This is a genomic window from Stenotrophomonas sp. 93052_Sma, assembly GCF_056481145.1.
The window spans coordinates 3,132,180-3,154,622 of sequence record NZ_CM151134.1; the positions used below are offsets into that span (position 1 = coordinate 3,132,180).

Annotated in this window: 15 protein-coding genes and 7 pseudogenes; 10 read left to right on the forward strand and 12 right to left on the reverse strand. The window is 66.4% G+C overall.

Going from position 1 to position 22,443, the window contains the following annotated elements:
- Positions 1–52 precede the first annotated feature (52 nt).
- Positions 53–1,063 (forward strand): restriction endonuclease, encoded by a 1,011-nt coding sequence (locus ACZK2V_RS14810; protein WP_486322544.1) that lies wholly within the window; start codon positions 53–55, stop codon positions 1,061–1,063.
- A 119-nt stretch (positions 1,064–1,182) separates the two neighbouring features.
- Here the strand turns inward: ACZK2V_RS14810 and ACZK2V_RS14815 are convergent, their stop codons facing one another.
- The 4 genes and pseudogenes from ACZK2V_RS14815 to ACZK2V_RS14830 form a co-directional block, all read right to left on the reverse strand.
- Positions 1,183–1,560: a type II toxin-antitoxin system HicB family antitoxin gene (locus ACZK2V_RS14815; RefSeq protein ID WP_232528032.1), complete on the reverse strand. Its 378-nt coding sequence runs from the start codon at positions 1,558–1,560 to the stop codon at positions 1,183–1,185.
- Positions 1,561–1,583: 23 nt separating this feature from the next.
- Positions 1,584–1,766, reverse strand: coding sequence for a type II toxin-antitoxin system HicA family toxin (locus ACZK2V_RS14820; protein WP_107433137.1), 183 nt, complete (start codon positions 1,764–1,766; stop codon positions 1,584–1,586).
- Between the two features lie 73 nt (positions 1,767–1,839).
- Positions 1,840–2,568, reverse strand: a complete 729-nt coding sequence (gene hutC / locus ACZK2V_RS14825; RefSeq protein ID WP_253144304.1) for a histidine utilization transcriptional repressor HutC — start codon at positions 2,566–2,568, stop codon at positions 1,840–1,842.
- 28 nt (positions 2,569–2,596) lie between these two features.
- Positions 2,597–3,965 (reverse strand): annotated as a pseudogene (locus tag ACZK2V_RS14830) (formimidoylglutamate deiminase).
- Positions 3,966–4,032: 67 nt separating this feature from the next.
- Between ACZK2V_RS14830 and hutI the strand changes: the two are divergent.
- The 4 genes and pseudogenes from hutI to hutU all read left to right on the forward strand — a co-directional run.
- Positions 4,033–5,025, forward strand: a pseudogene (gene hutI, locus ACZK2V_RS14835) (imidazolonepropionase); the annotation flags it as partial.
- A gap of 225 nt (positions 5,026–5,250) precedes the next feature.
- Positions 5,251–6,792: a histidine ammonia-lyase gene (gene hutH / locus ACZK2V_RS14840; protein WP_486323332.1), complete on the forward strand. Its 1,542-nt coding sequence runs from the start codon at positions 5,251–5,253 to the stop codon at positions 6,790–6,792.
- Complete coding sequence (gene hutG / locus ACZK2V_RS14845) at positions 6,789–7,643, forward strand: N-formylglutamate deformylase (RefSeq protein ID WP_486322545.1); 855 nt, start codon at positions 6,789–6,791, stop codon at positions 7,641–7,643. The genes hutH and hutG overlap by 4 nt, the downstream gene beginning before the upstream one ends.
- Complete coding sequence (gene hutU / locus ACZK2V_RS14850; protein ID WP_486322546.1) at positions 7,640–9,307, forward strand: urocanate hydratase; 1,668 nt, start codon at positions 7,640–7,642, stop codon at positions 9,305–9,307. The genes hutG and hutU overlap by 4 nt, the downstream gene beginning before the upstream one ends.
- A 128-nt stretch (positions 9,308–9,435) precedes the next feature.
- On the opposite strand, the gene ACZK2V_RS14855 is transcribed toward hutU, so the two are convergent.
- Positions 9,436–10,104 (reverse strand): GAD-like domain-containing protein, encoded by a 669-nt coding sequence (locus ACZK2V_RS14855; RefSeq protein ID WP_049422136.1) that lies wholly within the window; start codon positions 10,102–10,104, stop codon positions 9,436–9,438.
- Between the two features lie 189 nt (positions 10,105–10,293).
- Here ACZK2V_RS14855 and ACZK2V_RS14860 point away from each other — a divergent pair, with 189 nt between their 5' ends.
- The 3 genes from ACZK2V_RS14860 to ACZK2V_RS14870 all read left to right on the forward strand — a co-directional run bounded on the left by ACZK2V_RS14860 (position 10,294) and on the right by ACZK2V_RS14870 (position 15,230).
- Positions 10,294–11,730 (forward strand): serine hydrolase domain-containing protein, encoded by a 1,437-nt coding sequence (locus ACZK2V_RS14860; protein ID WP_154352892.1) that lies wholly within the window; start codon positions 10,294–10,296, stop codon positions 11,728–11,730.
- A 365-nt stretch (positions 11,731–12,095) separates the two neighbouring features.
- Complete coding sequence (locus ACZK2V_RS14865) at positions 12,096–13,001, forward strand: IS110 family transposase (RefSeq protein WP_486322547.1); 906 nt, start codon at positions 12,096–12,098, stop codon at positions 12,999–13,001.
- 120 nt (positions 13,002–13,121) lie between these two features.
- Positions 13,122–15,230, forward strand: a complete 2,109-nt coding sequence (locus ACZK2V_RS14870; RefSeq protein WP_486322548.1) for a TonB-dependent receptor family protein — start codon at positions 13,122–13,124, stop codon at positions 15,228–15,230.
- Between the two features lie 46 nt (positions 15,231–15,276).
- Here the strand turns inward: ACZK2V_RS14870 and ACZK2V_RS14875 are convergent, their stop codons facing one another.
- The 4 genes and pseudogenes from ACZK2V_RS14875 to ACZK2V_RS14890 form a co-directional block, all read right to left on the reverse strand.
- Complete coding sequence (locus ACZK2V_RS14875; RefSeq protein WP_049422135.1) at positions 15,277–15,798, reverse strand: hypothetical protein; 522 nt, start codon at positions 15,796–15,798, stop codon at positions 15,277–15,279.
- Between the two features lie 116 nt (positions 15,799–15,914).
- Positions 15,915–16,692, reverse strand: a pseudogene (locus tag ACZK2V_RS14880) (hypothetical protein).
- A gap of 153 nt (positions 16,693–16,845) precedes the next feature.
- The gene (locus ACZK2V_RS14885) at positions 16,846–17,229 is read right to left on the reverse strand and encodes a nuclear transport factor 2 family protein (RefSeq protein ID WP_032127707.1); all 384 of its coding nucleotides are present in this window, start codon (positions 17,227–17,229) and stop codon (positions 16,846–16,848) included.
- 52 nt (positions 17,230–17,281) lie between these two features.
- Positions 17,282–17,856 (reverse strand): annotated as a pseudogene (locus ACZK2V_RS14890) (TetR/AcrR family transcriptional regulator).
- A 69-nt stretch (positions 17,857–17,925) separates the two neighbouring features.
- Between ACZK2V_RS14890 and ACZK2V_RS14895 the strand changes: the two are divergent.
- A complete protein-coding gene (locus tag ACZK2V_RS14895; protein ID WP_049397600.1) occupies positions 17,926–18,471 on the forward strand; it encodes a thioesterase family protein in 546 nt (181 codons plus the stop codon).
- A 6-nt stretch (positions 18,472–18,477) separates the two neighbouring features.
- On the opposite strand, the pseudogene ACZK2V_RS14900 reads toward ACZK2V_RS14895, so the two are convergent.
- Positions 18,478–19,607: pseudogene (locus tag ACZK2V_RS14900) on the reverse strand (agmatine deiminase family protein).
- A gap of 105 nt (positions 19,608–19,712) precedes the next feature.
- Between ACZK2V_RS14900 and ACZK2V_RS14905 the strand changes: the two are divergent.
- Positions 19,713–20,630 (forward strand): LysR family transcriptional regulator, encoded by a 918-nt coding sequence (locus ACZK2V_RS14905; RefSeq protein ID WP_486322549.1) that lies wholly within the window; start codon positions 19,713–19,715, stop codon positions 20,628–20,630.
- Here ACZK2V_RS14905 and ACZK2V_RS14910 read toward each other — a convergent pair.
- Both ACZK2V_RS14910 and ACZK2V_RS14915 read right to left on the reverse strand, forming a co-directional pair.
- Positions 20,585–21,352 (reverse strand): annotated as a pseudogene (locus ACZK2V_RS14910) (SGNH/GDSL hydrolase family protein); the annotation flags it as partial. The gene ACZK2V_RS14905 and the pseudogene ACZK2V_RS14910 sit on opposite strands and share 46 nt — an antisense overlap.
- 49 nt (positions 21,353–21,401) lie before the next feature.
- Positions 21,402–22,365 (reverse strand): annotated as a pseudogene (locus tag ACZK2V_RS14915) (DUF2268 domain-containing putative Zn-dependent protease).
- Positions 22,366–22,443: the final 78 nt, after the last annotated feature.

Below are 22,443 nucleotides of genomic sequence, written 5' to 3' on the forward strand. Positions count from 1 at the left end.
CGCGACCTTTACACTGTCGCCTTCGCATTCGCCCCTTCCGCGCACCTCCTGCATGCTCCCTTGGATCCTGGCCCTGCTGTCGGCCCTGCTTACCTGTTCCCTGGCTGTTGTCTATCTGTGGTGGATCAAGCGGCGGCAAAAGGAGATGCAACTCGGCCTGCAGGCCCTGGCGGGCATGCACTGGCGCGAGTTCTCGGTACTGGTCAAGCGCATGCTGCGCGAGCAGCGCGGCCTGCGCGAACTGGATGACCCGGGCGAGGAATCCCGTGAGCCCAGCAGCGATTTCCTGCTCAGCGACGGCCCCAACAGCTGGCTGGTCTCGTGCAAGCACGGCTTGGCCTATCGCATCGGCACCGCCGCGGTGAACGAACTGGGCGCGGCCGCGCGCCTGGCCGGCGCCCGCGGCGGCGTGCTGCTGACCGAAGGCCGGATGGAACGCGACGGCCGCAGCGCCGCCGAAAAGCAGGCGGTCGAGGTGCTGGACGGCCCGCGCCTGTGGCCGTTGCTGCAGCCCTATCTACCGGCGGAAATCGAAACCCGTGTGCGCGCCAGCGCCCGCCATGAAGCCCTGCGCCGCATTGCTATAGCCGCGCTCGCCGCGGTGACGCTGGGCCTGCTGGTGGGATTGAGCCTGCAAGGGCTGCATGTGCAGGACGCCCCGCCCGTTGCCGAGGTGGCGGTCGCCCCCGCGCCGGTCGCGCCTGCGGTTGAAGCGGCGCCCGAACCGGCGCCGGCCCCCGCCACCACGCCGCCGGCCACGCTGCCTGCGCCGGCCACACCCTCAACCGATGCGCGCAGCAATCCCAACCCGGATGCCGCCACGCTGGAGCGCTTCCAGGCCGATCTGTCCCGTGCCTTGGCCGGCAAACCCGGCATCGCCAGCGGTGTCTGGCTGACCCGGCAGACGCTGGCGATCAACCGTACCGGCGAGCTGGACGCGGTGTGGCCGCAGGTCTGCGAGCAAGTGCTGCACTACCCCGCCCTGCGTAACGTGCGCATCCAGCTCAACGCCCGCCCTGGCGTGGATGAGCCCGTACGCTGGCGGCAGTGCGCTACGTATTGATTGGGGTGTCTGTAGATCCACGCCATGCGTGGATGCCTCTGTAGCGTCGAGCCACGCTCGACTCATCGCGCATCGCGCCAACAGCAGCCGAGATGGGCTCGGCTCTACATGGCGCCCGCTCAGCCCAATGCTGCGAGATGGGCGATGTAACTGGAGCGCGATTCACCTGCCGCTCTGGCCTGCGCATCCAGCCTCGCCAGGATCCGGCGTGGCAGGCTGATGTTGACCCGCTCGATGGTGTCGTCCAGCAGGGCCGGATCAATGCAGATGTACGCAAGAATCCAACGGATGTCCTTGGATGCCTCGGCGGCGATTTTCTGTGGCGCGGAAGGTGTCGGAATCGAGCGCCCGTCATCCAGGGCCGCATCAATCCAGGCGAGCGCAGCCTCCTCGGCAGCGCTGAGCGCCTCCTCAAGCGTGTCGGCCGCCGAGAAGCACCCCGGCAGATCCGGAACGACCACACCCCACGCGGTGCGCTCATCGCCTGCCTCGATCAAGACTGGATATCGCATGGGCCCTCCTACGTCAGTCCTGCGAGCTTCCGCAACGCCTGCACCAGCCCTTTCCCCAGATCCTTCCTAGGGTGAGGCACGGTGATGATGTGAGGGTGCTGCGGGTGCACGAATACATGATGGGATCCGCGAATCCGGCGACAGGTCCAACCTGCCGCCTCCAGATCCCGGATGAGGTCCCTGCTCTTCATGCGGGGACGATACACATCGTACACACGCCCCGACAGAGTTCAAGGCGACAGCGTGTCCCGAGCGGGGCCGCCCCTACCTTGCCCCAGGCGCGAAGCGCGCCACCAGGTCCCAGGCATCGCCGAGGAACACCTGCCGCACACGGGTGATCGGCTGTTCGCCGCGCCAGGTCAGGCGCTCGATCACCAGACAGGCGGTGCCGGGCTTCACCTCCAGCAGCTTGGCGGTGGCGGTGTCCGCGCCCCAGGCACTGATGCGGTGCTGGGCACGGGTCCAGGACACGTTCTGCAGCAGCCAGCTGCCCGGCGCGGTGGTACTGAAGTCGACCTCCAGCACCTCGGGCACGCCCACCGGGCTGATCAGACGATGCTCCAGCGCCAGCGGGCGGCCGTCGGCCAGGTGCAGGCAGCGCATCGCCAGCAGCATTTCGCTGCCGGCCAGCTCGACTTCACCGGCATTGCCGGCATCTGCAAGGCGCAGGTCGCGCTGCAGCAGGCGATACGCGTACTGATGGCCACGCGAACCCACTTCCATCGCGATATCGGGAATCTCCAGCGCCACCTGCTCCAGGTGCGGGGGCTGCCGCGCCACGAACGAACCAGCGCGGCGGCGACGCTCGATCATGCCGCTCTCGGCCAGCGCGGTCAGCACCTTGTTCACGGTCATCCGCGAGCAGCCGTACTGCTCCATCAGCTCGTGTTCGTACGGAATACGGAAGCCCGGCGCCCACTCTCCGCTGAGGATGCGGCTTTCCAGATCGCTGCGGATACGCTGGTTGAGCGTGGCGGACTTGCTGGCCTTCACGTGATGGGGTCTCGGTGGCGGGAGGCGATCAGCCCAGCACGCCACGCAGGGCGGCAGCGAAGGCGGTGGTGATCGCCTCGCGCTGCAGGTGGCGGCCGTCGGCCACGCACTGGCGGCCATGGCGCCAGACCGATCGCAGCGCGCCATTACGTGCGGCGAACACCCAGCTGTCAAGCCATGCGTCATCCTGCCGCGCCTGTAGCGCGGGGTGTGCGGCATCCAGCTCGACCAGGTCGGCACTGGCGCCAACCTGCAGCCCGGCGGCCACGCCCAACGCCTGTGCACCGCCGTGCAGCGCACCCTCGAACAGGAAGCGGCCGGTGCTGCGGGTGGCATCCGGGGCCAGCACATTGCGCCCGCGCAGGGTCAGGCGCTGACCGTACTCGAGCAGGCGCAGTTCTTCGGCCGCGTCGATCAGCACATTGGAATCGGAGCCGACACCGAAGCGCCCACCCTCGCGCGAACGCCTGCATCGGGAACAAGCCATCGCCCAGATTGGCCTCGGTGATCGGGCACAGGCCGGCCACCGCCTGGCTGGCCACGATGGCGGCGCGCTCATCGTCGGTGATGTGGGTGGCGTGCACCAGGCACCAGCGCGCATCCACCGGCGCATGGTCGTACAGCCACTGCACCGGACGCTGGCCGCTCCAGGCCAGGCAGGCCTCCACCTCGCGCACCTGTTCGGCGATGTGGATGTGCACCGGGCCGTCGGTAAGCGGCAGCAACGCACTCAATTCCTCGCCGGTGACTGCACGCAGGCTGTGCGGGGCAATGCCGAGCACCGCATCGGGCAGCGCGGTCAAAGACGGCTTCGCGGCGTCCAGCAGCTGCGCGAAGCCGTCCACGTCGTGGATCAGGCGTCGCTGCGCGGGGTTCGGTGCCGCCCCGCCGAAATCGGCATGCGCATAGAACACCGGCAGCAGGGTCAGCCCGATGCCGGTCTGGTCGGCCGCCGCCGCAATCCGCGCGCTCATCTCGGCACGGTTGGCATACGGCCGGCCGTCAGCATCGTGGTGCAGGTAGTGGAATTCACCGACGCGGGTGAAGCCGCTTTCCAGCATTTCCATGTAGGCCTGGGCGGCGATGGCCTGCACCGCGTCCGGGCGCAGATGGGCCAGGAAGCGATACATCAGCTCGCGCCAGCTCCAGAAGCTGTCACCGTCGCCGCCGCCGATCTCGGTCAGCCCGGCCATGCCGCGCTGGAAGGCGTGGCTGTGCAGATTGGGAAGGCCCGGCACCAGGATGCCGGCGCGGGTGTCGCCCGCCTGCGCGCCCTGCCCCGTACTGATCGCCGTGATGCGACCGTCCTGCACCTGCAGGCGGACATCGCGGGCCCAACCCTCGACCAGCAGGGCGTGGGCGGCATGGAAACTGTGCGGGGAACGCGAATCGGACATGGCTGGACAACCCGAAATGGACGCCTATATTGTATAGACATATAAGCACAGCCGCGTTGTGGATGCCATGCACGTCGATACCCTCTGGTCCAACGTTCACCTGATCACCCTCGACGGCGACGGCCTGGGCGTCATCCGCGATGGCGTGCTGGCCTGCGCCGACGGACGCATCGTCCACGTCGGCACCGCCGGCAGCGATGCCCACCTGCAACCGACCACCCGCATCGACGGCGAAGGCCGCTGGATTTCGCCCGGCCTGATCGACTGCCACACCCACCTGGTCTACGCCGGCAACCGCGCCAACGAGTTCGAGCAGCGCCTGCAGGGCGTCAGCTATGCCGACATCGCCCGTGCCGGCGGCGGCATCGTCTCCACCGTGCGCGCCACCCGCGCCGCCACGCCGGAACAGCTGGCCCGCGAAAGCCGCCCACGGTTGCTGGCGATGCGCGCCGAGGGCGTGACCACCCTCGAGATCAAGTCCGGCTACGGCCTGACCCTGCGCGACGAACGCAAGCAGCTGCAGGTGGCGCGTGCGCTGGGCGAGGAATGCCGGGTCAACGTGGTGACCACCTTCCTCGGTGCGCACGCGATTCCGCCGGGCCGTGAAGCACAGGAGTACACCGACGAGGTGTGCAATGTGATGATCCCGGCCATCGCCGCCGAAGGCCTGGCCGAAGCAGTGGATGTGTTCTGCGAGAACATCGCGTTCTCGCCGGCGCAGGCGCGGCAGGTTTTCGAAGCTGCGCACACACACGGACTGGCGATCAAGATCCACGCCGAGCAGCTGAGCAACCAGCATGGCGCCGAACTGGCCGCCAGCTTCGGTGCCCTCTCGGCCGACCATATCGAACACCTGGACGATGCCGGCATTGCCGCGATGGCGGCGGCCGGCACCGTCGCCGTGCTGCTGCCCGGTGCCTTCTATTTCACCCGCGATACCACCCTGCCGCCGATCGCCGCGCTGCGTGCGGCCGGCGTGCCGCTGGCGCTGGCCACCGACAGCAACCCGGGCACCTCGCCGCTGACCAGTCCGCTGCTGGCGATGAACATGGGCGCCACCCTGTTCCGCCTGACCGTGGACGAGTGCATCGCCGGCTTCACCCGAGAAGCAGCGCGCTCTGGGCCATGGCGACCGCATCGGCCGCCTGGCCGTGGGCCTGGACTGCGATCTGGCGATCTGGGACATCGACGCCCCCGCCGACCTGGTCTATCGCATTGGATTCAACCCGCTGCACGCGCGCGTGGTGCGCGGACAGCCCGACCTGCCTGCCTCCTGGAGCAACACATGAGCAACACCCTGGTTCTTCGCCCCGGCCATGTCACCCTCGCCCAGTGGCGGCAGGCCTATCGCGGTGCGCCGCTTGCACTGGACCCGGCCGCGCTGCCGGTGGTGCGTGCCAGTGCCGCGACCGTGGCCGCCATCGTCGCCAAGGGCGCGCCGGTCTATGGCATCAACACCGGCTTCGGCAAGCTGGCCAGCGTGCGCATCGAGCGCGAGGACCTGGCCACCCTGCAGCGGAACATCGTGCTCTCGCACGCGGCCGGTGTTGGCGAGCCGATGCCGGCGAATGTGGTGCGACTGATGATGGCGCTGAAGCTGGTCAGCCTGGCGCAGGGCGCTTCGGGCGTGCGCGAGGAAACCCTGCTGCTGCTCGAAGCGATGCTGGTCGAGGGCGTGCTGCCAGTGGTGCCCGCACAGGGCTCAGTGGGTGCCTCGGGTGACCTGGCGCCGCTCTCGCACCTGGCCAGCGTGATGCTGGGCGTGGGCGAAGCCTTCATCGGAGACGAACGCCTGCCGGCGATCGATGCACTGGCACGTGCTGGCCTGCAGCCCATCGAGCTGGGTGCAAAAGAAGGCCTGGCGCTGCTCAACGGCACCCAGTTCTCCACCGCCTATGCACTGGCCGGCCTGTTCGAGATCGAGACTGTATTCCAGGCCGCGCTGGTCACCGGCGCGTTGTCGGTGGAAGCCGCCAAGGGCTCGGACACGCCGTTTGATCCGCGCATCCATGCCCTGCGTGGACAGCGCGGACAGATCGCCACTGCCGCGACGCTGCGCAGCTTGATGCAGGACTCGGGCATCCGGGAATCGCACCGCGACAACGACGTGCGCGTGCAGGACCCGTACTGCCTGCGCTGCCAGCCGCAGGTGATGGGCGCGGCGCTGGACATCCTGCGCCAGGCGGCGACCACGCTGGAAATCGAAGCCAACGGTGTGTCCGACAATCCGCTGGTGTTCACCGAGACCGGCGAAGCACTGTCCGGCGGCAACTTCCACGCCGAGCCGGTCGCCTTCGCCGCCGACATGCTGGCGATGGCGGTGTGCGAGATCGGTTCGATCAGCGAGCGCCGCCTGGCGATGCTGGTCGACCCGGCGCTGTCCGGCCTGCCGGCGTTCCTGACCCCACGCCCGGGCCTGAATTCCGGTTTCATGATTCCGCAGGTGACCGCCGCCGCGCTGGTCTCGGAAAACAAGCAGCGCGCCTACCCGGCCAGCGTCGATTCGATCCCGACCTCGGCCAATCAGGAAGACCATGTGTCGATGGCCGCACACGGTGCGCGCCGCCTGATGCAGATGGCCGAGAACGCCGCCAACGTGATCGGCATCGAACTGCTGGCCGCCGCGCAGGGCTGCGACTTCCACGCACCGCTGCGCTCCAGTGCCGCGCTGGAATCCGTGCGCGCCACCCTGCGTGCACAGGTGCCGACGCTGGAAGAAGACCGCTACTTCCACCCGGACATGGTGACCGCCACGAACCTGGTGCGCAGCGGCGCGCTGGCACAGGGCTTGGCGGAGCTGCTGCCGACCGTGGAACCGCAGGCATGAATGTCCATCCCGAATGGCTGACGGTGCACGAAGGCGATGCCCCGCTGATCGTCAGCTTCCCGCATACCGGCAGCGAGCTGCCGCACGACCTGATCGGCAACTACCACTCGCCGTGGCTGGCCCGTCGCGACGCCGACTGGTGGGTGCACGAACTGTACGACTTCGTGCGCGGCATGGGCGCAACCACGGTGCGCTCGGCGATCTCGCGTTCGGTGATCGACCTCAACCGCGATCCCAGCGGTGCGTCGCTGTACCCGGGTCAGAACACCACCGGCCTGTGTCCGCTGACCACCTTCGACAACCAGCCGCTGTACCACGCCGGGCGCGAACCGGATGACGCGGAAATCGCCCGTCGCCGCGACACGTATTTCCTGCCTTACCACGATGCGCTGGCCGCACAGATCACGCGCCTGCGTGCGAGGTTCGGCACTGTCGTGGTGTATGACGCACACTCGATCCGCTCACATATCCCGCACCTGTTCGAAGGCGAGCTGCCGCAGTTCAACCTCGGCACCGCCGGCCCGTCCGGCGCACCGGACACGTCCTGCGACAACGCCTTGAGCGATGTGGTGGAGAACCTGCTGAAGATCAGTGGCATGAGCCAGGTGCGCAACGGCCGCTTCAAGGGCGGCTGGATCACCCGCCACTACAGCAACGTCGCCGGCGGCGTGCACAGCCTGCAGATGGAACTGGCCTGCCGCGGCTACATGCACGAACCCCTGCCGGACCAGGTGGACGAGCACAGCTGGCCCACCCCGCTCGACCCCGACCACGCCGCACCGCTGCGCCACACCCTGGCGCAGGTGCTCAACGCCTGCCTTGAATTCGCTACGAACCGGAGCGCCGCATGACCCGCAACGACCCGACCCGCACCATTGCCGCGCCCACCGGCACCACGCTGAACGCCAAGAGCTGGCTGACCGAAGCGCCGCTGCGCATGCTGATGAACAACCTGCACCCGGACGTGGCCGAACGGCCGCAGGAACTGGTGGTGTATGGCGGCATCGGCCGCGCCGCGCGCGACTGGGAGAGTTTTGATGCCATCGTCGAGACGCTCAAGCGCCTGGACGACGACCAGACCCTGCTGGTGCAGTCGGGCAAGCCGGTGGGCGTGTTCCGCACCCACGTCGATGCGCCGCGCGTGCTGATCGCCAATTCCAACCTGGTGCCGCGCTGGGCCAACTGGGACCACTTCAACGAGCTGGATAAGAAGGGCCTGGCCATGTACGGCCAGATGACTGCCGGCAGCTGGATCTACATCGGCGCGCAGGGCATCGTGCAGGGCACCTACGAGACCTTCGTGGAGATGGGCCGCCAGCACTTCGGTGGCGACCTGACCGGCAAGTGGCTGTTCACCGGTGGCCTGGGCGGCATGGGCGGCGCGCAGCCGCTGGCTGCAGTGATGGCCGGCGCGTCCTGCCTGGCCGTCGAGTGCCGCAAGAGCAGCATCGACATGCGACTGCGCACCGGCTACCTCGACACCTGGACCGACAATCTGGACGAAGCGCTGCGCCTGATCGACGAATCGTGCAAGGCCGGTACGCCGAAGTCGGTGGGCCTGCTCGGCAATGTCGCCGATGTACTGGCTGAACTGCTCAAGCGCGGCGTGAAGCCGGACCTGCTGACCGACCAGACCTCCGCGCACGACCCGGTGAACGGCTACCTGCCACAGGGCTGGACCGTCGAACAGTGGGATGAGAAGCGTGTGAGTGCACCGAAGGAAGTGGAGAAGGCTGCACGCGCATCGATGGCCAACCACATCCGCGCCATGCTCGGCTTCCACGCGCTGGGCGTACCGACAGTGGACTACGGCAACAATCTGCGGCAGATGGCACTGGAAGAAGGCGTGGCCAATGCCTTCGATTTCCCGGGCTTCGTACCCGCCTACATCCGCCCGCTGTTCTGCCGTGGCATCGGCCCGTTCCGTTGGGCCGCACTGAGTGGCGACCCGGAAGACATTGCCAAGACCGACGCCAAGGTGAAGGAACTGATTCCGGACAACCCGCACCTGCACCGCTGGCTGGACATGGCCGCCGAGAAGATCAAATTCCAGGGCCTGCCGGCGCGCATCTGCTGGGTGGGCCTGGGTGACCGCGATCGCCTCGGCTTGGCGTTCAACGAAATGGTCGCCAACGGTGAACTGAAGGCGCCGGTGGTGATCGGCCGTGACCATCTGGACAGCGGCAGCGTGGCGTCGCCGAACCGAGAAACCGAAGCGATGGCCGATGGTTCCGATGCGGTGTCCGACTGGCCGCTGCTGAACGCCCTGCTCAACACCGCCAGCGGCGCGACCTGGGTGTCGCTGCACCACGGCGGTGGCGTCGGCATGGGCTTCTCGCAGCACGCCGGCATGGTGATCGTCTGCGATGGCACCGAGGCCGCAGCCAAGCGGATTGGCCGCGTGCTGTGGAACGACCCGGCCACCGGCGTGATGCGCCATGCCGATGCCGGCTATGAGATCGCGATCGACTGCGCGAAGGAAAAGGGGCTGGATCTGCCGGGCATCCTCGGCTGATCGCAGGGGTGCCGGCCAGCGGCCAGCACTACCGGAAGGCACCTGTAGAGCCGAGCCATGCTCGGCTCAATGCTTCCAGGGAAGGCAGCCAAGCATGGGCTCGGCTCTACATGATTGGGTCCTTCGGATCACTTCCGGGCCAGCGGTTTCACATTGTTCGCATAGCGTGGAAACGCAGGCGCGGCGAACTCCCTCAGCATGTGCAGGTGCGGCTGAAGCTTGAACCTGCGCAGATTGCCAATGGCTACTTCGCCGCCGCAAACCAGCGCTGGCTCAAAGCCATACATCTCATCCGCCATCAAGTGCCCGCAAGTGCTCACAACCCTGTCGAAAGGCAGCTCTTCGGCCCCATCCATCAGATCAAAGTCGTCAAGCTCCGCGCAAGCGAAGAATGCCTTGATGCCACCCTCCTGCCGTGCGAGAGGCTTGGGTCTCAAACAGTTCTGAAGAGCAAATACTTCACTGCGGATCGGATCGATGCTCACGCCAGCGCCTGATGCTTCGCCGCACAGGTAGAGCCGTCCAAACCCGCTTCTGGCAAACACATGGTAGGTATCGATCAGGGGAAATGGCGTACCAGACAACCACATGTGCATCAGGCCTTCGTAGTCCTCGGGATTCACCGTCCACAGCCGTCCATTGCCATAGTTCGCCCATCCATCCCGACGCCAATAGCTCAAGAGCGATTCAGGCAAGATGCCCGCCCACTTGGAGAACGCGGTCTCTGGCACCGGATCGTGTTCAGTTGCCTCACCGAAGCTCTCGATGAAGAGCGCGAAATCTTCATCATCTTCCATTGTCCCTCCCATCTTGGACTGTTTCGTCGGCGTGGACTGAGGCGCTCTTATATCTGGTGCTTCATCAGATTCTAAGAGCTGTTTACGACAGACCATTGGAAATTCATTCATTCACATTGCCGCCAGCCCCGCTTGACCCGCTCTCCCGCCGTGACCAACATGCGCCATCACCGCTGACGGATCACCGCGATGTACCGCACCCTTGCTGCCGCATTGCTCTGTGCCCTGTTCACCGTTCCGATCGCTTCTGCACGTAGCGCTCCCGGCACTCTCTCTGCTCAGCTCGACACCCAACTGCAGGCCAACCGCGAGCGCTACGGCATCGCCGGCCAGGCGGTACTGGTCGCGCACAATGGCCAGGTGCTGTACCAGGGCGCCAGCGGTGAACGTGATCCCGCTACCCATGCACCGGCCACCGTCGATACCATCTTCGCCGCGCAATCGATGGCCAAGCTGCTGACCAGCACGCTGGTGATGCAACTGGTGGATCAGGGCAAGGTGGATCTGGATGCGCCGGCCAGTCGCTATGTGCCGGACCTGCCATCAGCATGGCAGACCATTCACGTACGCGATTTCCTCAACCACAGCTCGGGTATCGGCGAGTATTACGACCGGGTGGACAACCGCTGGGTGAGCAAGGGCTACACCGGAGTGGCGCCGGACCTTGCAGCAGCGCTGAAGGTGGCCGGCGCGACACCGATGCAGTTCGCCGCCGGCAGCCGCGTGCAGTACACCCAGGCCAACTACCTGGTACTGACGGCGTTGCTGGAAGCGCACTACCGCAAGCCCTACCCGGCCATCGCGCGCGAACGCATCCTGCAACCGCTGAAGATGACCAGCACCTCGTGGGGCGTTGCCAGCGTGCCAGCCAAGCGCGCGGCGGTGCCTTACATCGGCAAGGACGGCCAGCTGCAGCCGGCCAATGAAGATGCCTGGCCGGACTACGGCTGGGGCCATGCCGATCTGCAGACCACCGTGGGCGACATGAACCGTTTCCTGCAGGCGCTGGCGAGCGGAAAGCTGGTGCGCACGGCGACCCTGGAAAGACTCTGGCAGCCGCAGAAACTGAGCGGTGGCGGCAGCAATTTCTTCTCCACCGGTTGGGACACCACCCGAAGCGACGGCTACACCCAGGTCGGCCACGATGGTGGCACCCGTGTACGTGCGCGATTGGCCTACAAGGGCACGCTGGCCAGCGGCTACTGGGTGTTCGTGTACCTGACCAACGGCAGCGCCCGCAATGTCTGGTCCAGCACGCTGGTGGAGAGCATGATGGGGGTGGCCGCGCCCGGGGAGTTTCCGCATGCGGTGTTGTCCGAGCGGTTGATCGGCTATGCGCTGGATGACAGCACCGATGCGAAACCGCAGATGCGTAGCTGGCTGCGCGTCAGCAACGGCGTTCCCACCGGCGAACTGGAACGTGCGATCAATGCCGATGGCTATGCCATCCGCGAGAGTCTGGGTGCCAGCAAGGCACTGAAAGTGTTCGCGCTCAACGCCGAGTTGTATCCGGATTCGGCCAACGCGTGGGACAGCCTGGCCGAGTGCCATGCGGCATTGGGCGATAGGGAAGCGGCTGATCGGCTGTACGCGAAGGCCAAGGCGCTGGCGAAACCGGCTCTGTAGAGTCGAGCCGTGCTCGACTCCGGCACACAGAGGCAGTCGAGCAAGGCTCGACTCTACAGAAAGCGAAAGACAGTCGAGCAAGCTTGTATGTTCCTCCCGGCTCCTACGAGGTATGTAGGAGCCAGGGTGGAGGGACCGTCAAGCATGCATCTGCGGATACTAGCCGACAGACGAGTCGAGCGATCCCCATCCCGCACACGAACGTCGATAAAGGATCGTACGGCCCCCAAAGGGGATCGTCGATGTAGGCAAGCTAACGTCGGTGCGGTACCACCCCAGCCCCTTAAAGATAGCTGGGAGCCGTACAAATGTCTGATTCTCTCGATATTGGCGTGGACGTGGACTCCAAGGAGTTCGTACCGGCAGTGGCCGACCGCAAGGCCGGCGACAGGATCGCCAACACCCGGGCCGGCATAGCCCAGTGGCTCAACACCTTGCCCCAGCGATGCCGGATTGGCATGGAGGCGACGGGGCGGTACTACGAGTTGTTGGCTCGGATGGCTGGCCAGGCAGGCCACGTTGTCTATGTGATCAATCCACGTCTGATCAAGCACTACGGCCGGGCGACGGGCTCGCGTGGCAAGACAGACGCCATGGACGCCGAAGCGATCGCCCGATACGTGAAGAAGGAGAACGATCGCCTGCGTGAATACGTACCGCGTACCGATGAGCAGCAACAGATGCACGATTTGCTGCGCAAGCGGCAGACGCTGGTAAAGACACGCGCGCGCCTGGAGCAATCCTTCGGGGTAAGCAAAAGTGCCCCCGGGGAGCTGTCAGATCTGTTCTGCGCTCTGGCTGGGACGCTGTCCGAGCTGGAAAGCGAACTGCAGCGCTTGGGTCGCGATGGAGAGCATGGCACGCTCTACAAGCGCCTGTTGACCATCCCTGGTATCGGCCCCGCCGTCGCCGCTCACCTGATTTACTACATGACGCGCTGGCCGTTGGCCAACGCCAACGCGTGGATCGCCTGCACGGGCCTGGATCCCCGGCCCAACGAGTCTGGCGGCAGAACGGGACGGCGTCGGCTGTCCAAACAGGGCGCGCCAGTGCTGCGCCAGATGCTCTACATGGCCGCAATGGGGCTCAAGCGGTGTCGCCAGGGGCAACCGCTCTACGACGAGCTGTCAAAACGCGGTCACCCCAGCACCGCCGTCTTCAACATCCTGGCCAGAAAGCTGGCCAGGATCGCCTGGGGTGTCTTCAAAAGCGGCCGGGACTTCGATCCGGCCATGCTGAAGGTGGGTCAAGCCTGCTTCCAGCAGGCTTGACCACGAACATAGGATCTCGACTCTACAAGGAGCGCGGGCGGCCATACGCCGCCGATGGGTGACGTGGCGCGCGCGACCTGTTAACTTGCGCGCCACTTTCGTGGTTTACAGCATTCCCGCATGTCGCTCTCGTCGTACCGCCCCACCCGATCACTGCTGTTCCTGGCCGTTTCCCTCGGCCTTTCCTCCACCGCCGCTGCGGCCCCTCAGGCCACCACGCTGGATGCGGTGCAGGTCACCGCCGCCGATGCCAGCGCCCAGGCGCGCGAGGCGCTGAAGCGCGTACCCGGCGCCAGCAACGTCATCGACGTAGCCAAGGCCGACAGCCGCTTGTCCAGCAGTGCCGATGTGCTGGCCTACCAACCGGGCATCAGCGCGCAGTCACCGGGTAACGAGGGCACCAAGATCTCGATCCGTGGCTCGGGCATCAACCGGGGCCCGGGCGCGCACGCCTCTGGCATCGCGGTGTCGATCGACGGTCTGCCACTGACCGGCCCGGGCGGCACGCCCTACGAGCTGCTGGAAACGCTGTGGCTGTCCCGAGTGGAAGTCCTGCGCGGCGCCAACGGTTTCGAGCGTGGCGCCTTGGCGCTGGGCGGTGCCATCGACTACGTCAGCCGCAGCGGCCGTGATTCGGGCGGAGTGCAGCTGCACTACGAAGCCGGCAGCCGTGGCTACCAGAAGCGTGGCATCAGCTGGGGCGGCGTCAGTGGCGACGTCGATTACTTCCTGGCCTACACCGATACCGAGTTCGATGGCTATCAGCGCCATGCGCGCGGCGATGGCAAGGGCGCGATGGCCAACATCGGCTGGCAGATCACGCCCGACCTGCAGACGCGCTTCTTCGTACGTTACCGCGAAACGAATCACGAAACGCCCGGTCGCCTGACCCGCGACCAGATCCGCAACGACCCGCATGCCGCGAATGCGGCCAACCGGGCCATCGATGCGCGTCGCCCTCAGCCGGGCAGCACCTGGGTGGGCAACGTCACCACGCTGCAGATCGATGAGGGTTCCTCGCTGCAGGCGGGGCTGGTCTACCACACGTACCCGATGGACTTGAACGAGAGCCTGTACCGGCAGCAGCTGGACTACGCCAACCTCAACGCCACGCTGGACTACCGCCGCCGCCACCGGCTGTTCGGTCTGGACAGCGAAACCACGGTCGGCCTGCGTATCACCCACGACCTGGACGCCGATGTGCGCGAGTCGCTACGCTTTGCCAGCAACGGCTATGCCGCCGGCACGCGTACGCGTGATTTCCGCCACCACGGCACCGACAGCACGCTGCACGTCGGCAATACCCTCACCTTCAATGACCGCCTGCGCATGCAGACCGGGCTGGCACTGATCAACACCCGTCGCGATGTGCAGGTGACCTGGCCGAGCAGCGGCGGCCGCCTGCGCGACCGCGACTGGGACTACGCACCTCGATTGGGCTTCACCTGGCAGCACAGCGCCCAGACCCAGTGGCTCGGCAACCTCAGCCGTTCGGTGGAGGCGCCGCACCCGTGGTCGATGATCTGGGGCTCCAACCAGTACTTCGGGCCGGGCAATGGCCCGTCCACTGGCCGCCAGCGCGCGCCGGTGCCGATGCAGAACCAGACGGCCACCACGCTGGAACTGGGTGCGCGCGGTGACGCGGCGCTGGGTCGCTGGGAACTGACCGGCTACTACGCACACGTGAACCACGAACTGCTGAGCGTCGAACTGCAGCCGGTGCCGAACCTGTTCATCGCCGAGAACAACGCCAGCCCCACCGTTCACCGCGGCATCGAAGCCGGGTTGGACAGCACCCTGTGGCAGGCTGCACCGGGCCGCCTGTCGCTGCGTCAGGCGTACACCTTCAGCGACCTCCGCTATCGCCACGATGCGCGTTTCGGCAGCAACCGCCTGCCCGGCCTGCCGCGCCACGCCTACCAGGCCGAGCTGCGCTTCGATCACGCGTCCGGCCTGTACGCTGCGCTCAATACCGAATACGCCTCGCGCATCGCCGTGGACTACGCCAACAGCTATTGGGCCGACAGCCATGTGATCTTCGGCAGCCGCATCGGCTACGACGCACCCGGTGGCCGCTGGCAGGCCTGGGCGGAGATGCGCAACATCGGCAACCGCCACTACGCCGCCACGGTCACGCCGGGCTACAACGATGCCGGCAAGGATATTGCCCGCTCGACGCCGGGCGAAGGCCGTGGCATCTACGCTGGTGTGCGTTTGCGCTTTGACTGATGACCGCAGGCGGCGCCGGGTGTGATCCAGCGCCGCCGTTTCAATGTCAGCTGATGCGCCACGCCGGCAGGCGCTCGCTGCGTTTCCAGATGGAAGGCGCGAAGCCGATCAGCACCATCGCCGCCAGCCACTTCGGTGAGGTAGTGAGCAGTGTCGAGGTGAGCGAGCCATCGACGGGGGCGGCCATTTCCTGCCACGGGTTGTAGCCCAGGTAGACGATGCTGCCAGCCCACCACAGCAACGCCACACCGAAACCCACCAGCAACAGGGCCAGCGTGCGGCAGGTCCATCGTTGCGAGGTGGTGCCCCATTCGCGGGATACCGCCACCAGCAGGCCCACCACCAGCAGCGAAATCAGGGCCACCAGGCCGATATCGACCTTGGGCCCAATGCGCTCATAAGTGCAGGCGCGGCATTGCGCCTCTTCCGTAGCGGTGGTGGCGGCTTCGGCGCCATCGGCCTGCCCGGCTGCAGGCTGTGCCAGTGCTGCAAACGGCAACAACACCGCCAGCAGCACCAACATGGTCCAACGAAACAACGTCCTGTTGCGGTGTGCAGCGACATCCATGCGCTCTTCCTCGTCAGTGGTGGTTGACAGCCGGCCACATACCTTGGCCTTGGCGCGGATCATAGCGCAGGGTAGGCCAGGAACGAAAAACTGGGCTCGGCCATCCACATGCGCCGCTACAGTGCCCGAAATGCCTGGGCCAGACTGACCGCACCTGGTGCCAGCTCCTGTGCGAGCCATCCAACAACGGTGAAAAACACCAACAACCCGAGCAGCGGCCAGATCGTGTGCGTCACGCATACGCGCCACCATCCCTGCTCCCGCATGCCCTGCATGCGCCGGTACAGGCCTCCGGCGATGGCCGCGTCCACCAGCAGCTCAGCCATCAGCACTGGCGCCGACCACACAATCCACACGCTGGCCAGCAGAACGGTCGCCACCAGCGCGACGAGGCCGAGGATCGCGAGCAACGGCAGGCCCGCTTCGTCTTCGGCCAGGCCGGTCAACGGCAGCTCACTGGCATCGCCGCCGCTGACCCGCGCCGACTCATTCCACGAAGCTGACGCGCCGCCACCTCCAGAACGGCCACCGACGCCGCTCCACGGTGATTCCACGGCACTTCCGCGAGGCGATGGGCTGCAACTGCCCACATCCGGCGACAGGCCATCCAGCACGTTGTCCCAGCGCCAGCGGATCCAGATCCACATCAGCAGCAGGAATACGCCATAGGCCAGCAGCACGGCCATCGGGTAGCGCAGCAGCATCGCGTCGATACCGGCCAGACGCAGCAGGTGCGAGGCGAGGAAACCGGCCGCACCGGTCAGGGCCACGATCAGCGCCATCTGCAGGCGCGGCCAGCCGAGCTGCTGCAGATGCTGCCGCGCGCACGACTTCACTGCCGCGATTAGCCGGCAGCTTCAATGGGCTGCGTGTAAAGAAACGGGTGCGTTTCATCGGCGCCGCTGGATGCCGCAGATCGTGCAGCGTGGAAGCTCGAAAACCTGATACTGCATGCGGACATCCTTGCCGGGCACGCGTAGGTGGTGATGGGCGGATTCTACCGCGGGCAGGTCCGCTGTCCAGACGGCGGACCTATGCCATCGATCCTCAGCTGCGGTCGATGATCCGCACGATGCGACCGTCCTCAAAAGCGAACTCGCTGCGTCCCTGCAGGGCCAGTTCCGTGCCCGCACTGGGACCATCGGGAATGTCCTGCGCGAACACGCCACGCCAGCCGATGCTGGCCAGCGCCATGCCATCCTCGAAGGTCAACTCGAGCAACCGCTGCTCGCGCTCGCGGAACAACGGCGCCGATTGCCGTGCCAGTTCGCCGAAGGCATCGATGCCTTCGGTGACCATCGTCAGCTGGCTGCCGCTGTGGTTCTCGAAACGCACGTTATGCGCCAGCACCGCCAGCATGGCGTCGATGTCGAAGCGGTTGTAGGCCTGCAGGTAGTGCTCGATCAGGTGGCGGCAGTGCGATTCGTCCATGGCGGCGTCCAGTCAGGGCCTGCGCCGAGTCTCCCGCGACCGTGCCGCCGGATCAAGGCCGCGCGGCGGCCTTCAGCAACTGCGCGGCCACCTGGTCGAACGGGGCGATGTCCTGCAGTGCGCGGCACATCGCCACCGCACCTTCCACGCTGGCGATCACCAGACTGGCCAGCCCCCCGCGGCGGCCGGATCGTGTCCGTCGGCGACGAACGCTGCGGCCAGATGGCCCTGCCAGCGCGCGAATACCTCTGCAGCTGCCGCGCGCGGCTGGCTCGGTCCGGCCTCCACCGGCTCCTCCACCGCAGCGGCCAGCACCGGGCAGCCTGCGCGGAAATCGGTGCGCAGCAGGCGCTCGCGCCACATCGTCAGGAACTGCTGCAGGCCCTGCACCGCCCCGCCCTTCAGCAGCTCCACCAACAACGCTTCGACCTTGTCGCCGGCCATATGGGTGGCACGCGCCAACAGCTCCTGCTTGCCGCCGGGAAAGTGGTGATAGGTGGAGCCCAGCGGTGCCTCGGCCAGCTTGGTGACCTCACGGATGCTGGTGGCATTGAGACCCACGCGCGCCAGCATCTGTGCCGCAGCATCAATCACGCGTTGTGGCGCATCAGAGGGACGCGGGCTCACGGGAGGCTCCTTGCCAGGACAGTCGTCATAGATTAGCGTACCGGCGATTCTATAACAGTCGTCATAACCATGAATCTCTGGTTCCGCCTGCTCCACCTGCTCCTGTGCAGCCTGTTCCGGCCCAAGCTGGAGGCCCCGTTCGGGGTCTCGCGGCTGCAGTTCCGGGTACTGCCCAATGACCTGGACAGCAACCTGCACATGACCAACGGCCGCTACTGGAACATCTTCGACCTGGGCCGGCTGGACCTGATCCTGCGCATGGGCCTGGGCCGGGTGGCGCTGCGCGAGAAGTGGGCACCGATCGTCGGCGCCGGCACCATCCAGTTCCGCCGCGAGCTGAAGCCGTTCCAGCGCTTCACCCTGGAAACGCGGCTGGTCGGCTGGGTCGGCTCGCGCGGGATCATGGAACAACGCGTACTGATCGGGCCCGAGCAGAAGATCGCCACCCGTGCGCTGCTGGTCACCGGCATCTACGACCGCCGCGCGCGGCAGTTCCTGGGCATGCCGAAGATGATGGAAGCGATCGGCGTGGTCGCCCCGCCGTCGCCGCCGCTCAGTGCAGCCGCCGAGGCGCTGCTGGCTGCCGATGCCGCATTGAAGCAGGACGACGCCTGAGGCGCGTCAGCCCACCTTCGGCATGTTCTTGGTCACGCAATGGATGCCGCCACCGCCGCCCGCGATGGCATCGATATCCACCTGCTCGATCACGCGGCCGGGATACATGTCTTCCAGTAGTTCGCGGCAGAATCCATCCGCTTCGTCGTCTCCGAACTGCGGCGCGACCACCGCGCCGTTGATCGGCAGGTAGTTGATGTAGCCCATCGCAAGATCATCATTGTCGCGGGTATGCACGTTATCGCGCCCGTCCAGCGGCGGCGGCAGTGTGTGCACCTGCAGGCGGCGGCCATCGGCATCGGTGGCCCCGCGCAGGATCCGCAGATGCTCGCGGGTCAGATCGTAATCGTAGGACTCCGGATCGTTGTCCAGGTTGGCGATCACCACGCCCGGCCGCACGAAACGCGCATAGAAGTCCACGTGCGCATCGGTAATGTCCTTGCCGGCGATGCCGGGCAGCCAGATCACCTTGCGCAGGCCGAGGTGGTGCTTCAGCTCGGCCTCGATATCCGCGCGACCAGTCCGGATTGCGGTTGCGGTTGACCCAGCAGCTTTCGGTGAGGATGGCCGTGCCGTGGCCGTCGACTTCGATGCCACCGCCCTCGCCCACCAGATCGCTTTCCAGCAGCGTCGCACCGGTCACCTGCGCCAGCCACGGCGCCACCGCGCCATCGTTGCGCGCTCTGCTTGCCGCCCCAGCCATTGAAGTTGAAGTCGACCAGGCCCAGCCCGCCCTGGCCATCGGTGACGAAGCACCCACCATAGTCGCGCACCCAGATGTCATCCAGCGGCACCTCGAGGAACTCGATGTTGTCGCGGCCACAGCGATCCTGCGCCTGCTTCAACTGCGCCGGGCGGCACAGCACGCTGACCGGCTGGTGGCGGGCGATGGTACGGGCCAACCGCGCCACGGCGGTGTTCACCGCATCGGCTTGCGCGCCCCACACCCGCGGCTGCGCGGCGAAGGCAAGGAACACGCGTTCCTGTGGGCCATGTTCATCGGGCATGCGCCAGATGCCTGCACCCGGCGCCGCCGCCGCCACGCGACCCGGCAGCCCGGCCAGACCCAGAGCGGCCAGGCCGCCAAGGCCGGCGGCGCCCGCCAGCTGGGTGAGGAAGTGACGACGGTTGCTCATGACAGGCTCCATGGCCGGTGTGGGATGGGCGCTATGCTGCGCTTGCCGACACATAAGAACAAACGATAGATTCAGCCATCAAATGAATAGTTTTACTTATCTGAAATGCTCAAGCACTGGCCACCGCTGAACGCCCTGCGGGGTTTCGAGGCTGCCGCCCGGCTGGGCAGTTTCCACCGTGCGGCGGAGGAACTGCACCTGACCCAGTCGGCCATCAGCCAGCAGATCCGGGGTCTGGAAGCGTCGCTGCAGCAGCCGTTGTTCTTCCGGCAGGGCCGCAGCGTCACCCTCACCGATGCCGGCATCGACCTGCTGGAAACAACGCAGGCGCTGCTGCGGCAGCTGGCCAGCGGCATCCGCCGGCTCGATCAGTACCGCAAGCCCAATCAACTGATCGTCAACGCCAGCCCGGCCTTTGCTCGGCATTGGCTGGTGCCACGCCTGGCCAGCTTTCACCGGCTGCATCCCGACGCCGATCTGTGGCTGCTGACCAGCGAGGAAGCGCCGGACATGACCACGCAGACGCTGGACGTAGCGGTACGTGATGACCTCGACTCACAGGCGCAGTGCCAGCATCGCGTGCTGCTGCAGGATCGTCTCTATCCAGCCTGCCATCCGGCCCTGCTCGCCACACCGGCGCACGAACGCCTCACCCTGCATGGCGAGCGCGAGATGGACTGGAGCCAATGGCAGGTACAGGGTGGCGCCGATGTCGGCCAGCGTCGCGAGGGAATGAATTTCTCCGAGCCCGGGCAGTTGCTGGATGCCGCGTGCCAAGGGCTGGGCATCGCACTGGTCAGCGAACTGCTGAGCGCGCGTGCGTGCGAACAAGGCCTGCTGCAACCATTGGATGATGCACGCGTGCGCGGCCCGCGCTGGAGCTGGCTGGTGCATGAGGACAGCGCGGCCGATCCGCTGGTGATCAGTTTCTGTGAGTGGTTGCTGGCGAGTCTGCCCGCAGAAGCTACTTCTGCTGCAGCGCGCTTGACCGCCGCCTCGGCCAACGGCGCCATCACCGCATAGCCCTTCGCCGTAGGATGCACGCCGTCCTCCGCCAACTGCGGGTCCAGTCCGCCGATCGCATTGGCCATCGGCGTGTAGTAGTCCAGATAGACCAGCTGCTGTGCATCGGCATAGCGCTTCAATGCCGTGTTCAATGCACGCACCTTGGGCGCAGGTGCTGTGCCCGGCAGCCACGGGTAATCGCTGACCGGCAGCACTGATGCCAGTACTACGGCGATGCCATGTGCACGGGCCAGGTTCACCATCGCGTGCAGGTTGTCTTCGATCATCGCCTGCGTGGATGGGCCGGTGTTGCCTGCAATGTCGTTGGTGCCGGCCAGGATCACCACCACCTGTGGCTTCAGTGCCAGCACGTCCTGCGGGAAACGCACCAGCATCTGCGCCGTGGTCTGGCCGCTGATGCCGCGGTTGAGCCAGCCCTTGCCGGGGAAAAACGCTTCGCTGCCTTCCCTGCCCCAGCCTTCGGTGATCGAGTCACCGAAAAGCACCACGCGTGGTTGCCCCGGTACGGCGGCAGGCAGTCGTGCGTTGGCGTCGCGGTAACGCTGCAGTTCCGGCCAATCGGCCAGGCGCTGCTGCATGAAGCGCACCTCATCCGGGCGCAGGCGATCGACAGGTTCCACCAACAACGGATTGATGGCGGGCGCATCGGCCGCCACCCCATGGGCGCTCAGCGCGATACCGAGGACAACCGCGGCCAGGCCGCCGGACACGGAACGCATCGGGTCTCTCCCTTGAATGTCCGGGCCAGTCTAGCGCGCGGCCCCGCGCTCAGCGTGCCGCCGACCGCGCCGCCACACCGGTCACCTTGGCCGGCATCCACATACCCGGCGTCCAGCCGCTGGCGGCCAGGATCGTCTTCGGGTTGTCCTGCTGGATCAGCGCGCACTGCGTCACGCTTGTCCTTGGCCTGCAGGTAATAGGCCTTGGCGATGCGGTAGCCCACCCAGTAGCCCAGATCATAGGGTTCCTGCGAACCGGGTTTGTAGTTGTACAGCCACGGCGACAGATCGGTGCTGTCCAGATCCAGCGCGAATGCGCTTTCGATATGCACTTCCCGACCACGGGTCCAGGCCGCATGGCGCCCGTTGCCGACGTTGCCGGAAATCAGTTCGGCGATGAACTCAGCAATGCCCTCGCCCAACGAAACACGCAGCACCGTCGCATGCGGGTCGCCCGGCTCGAAGTCGGTCAGGCCGGTCTGCTGGATGTGCACGTACTCGTGCGCGATCACATGCACGAAGCGGTCCTGCACATTGGGATTCATGAAATCGGCTGCGCACAGCGCTTCCAGGCCGATGATCACGCCGCTTTTCGAGGTCAACCCTACCGGACGACCACGGCCGACGGCGATGGTCACCGGCGGAAACGCAGCCTGCGGATAGATGGCCTGCAGGTTGGAAAACACCTGCGTCAGACGTTGTTTCACCGCCGGCAGTTCGGCCAGGCAGCTTCGCCCCTGCACATACAGCTCCGGCTGGCTGGCGATGGACTCGGCAATGCGCTCGGGGGTGACCCGGCGCGCCTTGGCCAGCTCGGCCAGGCCCGCCGAACCCTCGGCCATGTAGCCACGCAACTGCGCAACGCTGGGTTTGCCACCTGCGTTGTCGTACAGCGCGTAGAAACGGCTGACATCGTCAGTGACAATCTGCGGCCCGGCCGGTGCCGCCGCCGTGGCCATGCCAACCACCCCGGCACAGGCCAGGGCCAACAGGCCGCGCAGGATCATGGACATCGCTCCGTCCTTGGTGGAGTGCATGCGAAGCGCGCAATCTATCACTCCGACCCGGCCGCCGCAGCAAGCAGATGCGGG

Coding starts and splice junctions, on each gene's coding strand:
- ACZK2V_RS14870 (WP_486322548.1), top strand. CDS start 13,122: ATGTCGCTCTCGTCGTACCGCCCCACCCGATCACTGCTGTTCCTGGCC.
- ACZK2V_RS14905 (WP_486322549.1), top strand. CDS start 19,713: ATGCTCAAGCACTGGCCACCGCTGAACGCCCTGCGGGGTTTCGAGGCT.
- hutU (WP_486322546.1), top strand. CDS start 7,640: ATGACCCGCAACGACCCGACCCGCACCATTGCCGCGCCCACCGGCACC.
- ACZK2V_RS14895 (WP_049397600.1), top strand. CDS start 17,926: ATGAATCTCTGGTTCCGCCTGCTCCACCTGCTCCTGTGCAGCCTGTTC.
- hutG (WP_486322545.1), top strand. CDS start 6,789: ATGAATGTCCATCCCGAATGGCTGACGGTGCACGAAGGCGATGCCCCG.
- ACZK2V_RS14885 (WP_032127707.1), bottom strand. CDS start 17,229: ATGGACGAATCGCACTGCCGCCACCTGATCGAGCACTACCTGCAGGCC.
- ACZK2V_RS14855 (WP_049422136.1), bottom strand. CDS start 10,104: ATGGAAGATGATGAAGATTTCGCGCTCTTCATCGAGAGCTTCGGTGAG.
- ACZK2V_RS14810 (WP_486322544.1), top strand. CDS start 53: ATGCTCCCTTGGATCCTGGCCCTGCTGTCGGCCCTGCTTACCTGTTCC.
- ACZK2V_RS14820 (WP_107433137.1), bottom strand. CDS start 1,766: ATGAAGAGCAGGGACCTCATCCGGGATCTGGAGGCGGCAGGTTGGACC.
- hutH (WP_486323332.1), top strand. CDS start 5,251: ATGAGCAACACCCTGGTTCTTCGCCCCGGCCATGTCACCCTCGCCCAG.
- ACZK2V_RS14860 (WP_154352892.1), top strand. CDS start 10,294: ATGTACCGCACCCTTGCTGCCGCATTGCTCTGTGCCCTGTTCACCGTT.
- ACZK2V_RS14875 (WP_049422135.1), bottom strand. CDS start 15,798: ATGGATGTCGCTGCACACCGCAACAGGACGTTGTTTCGTTGGACCATG.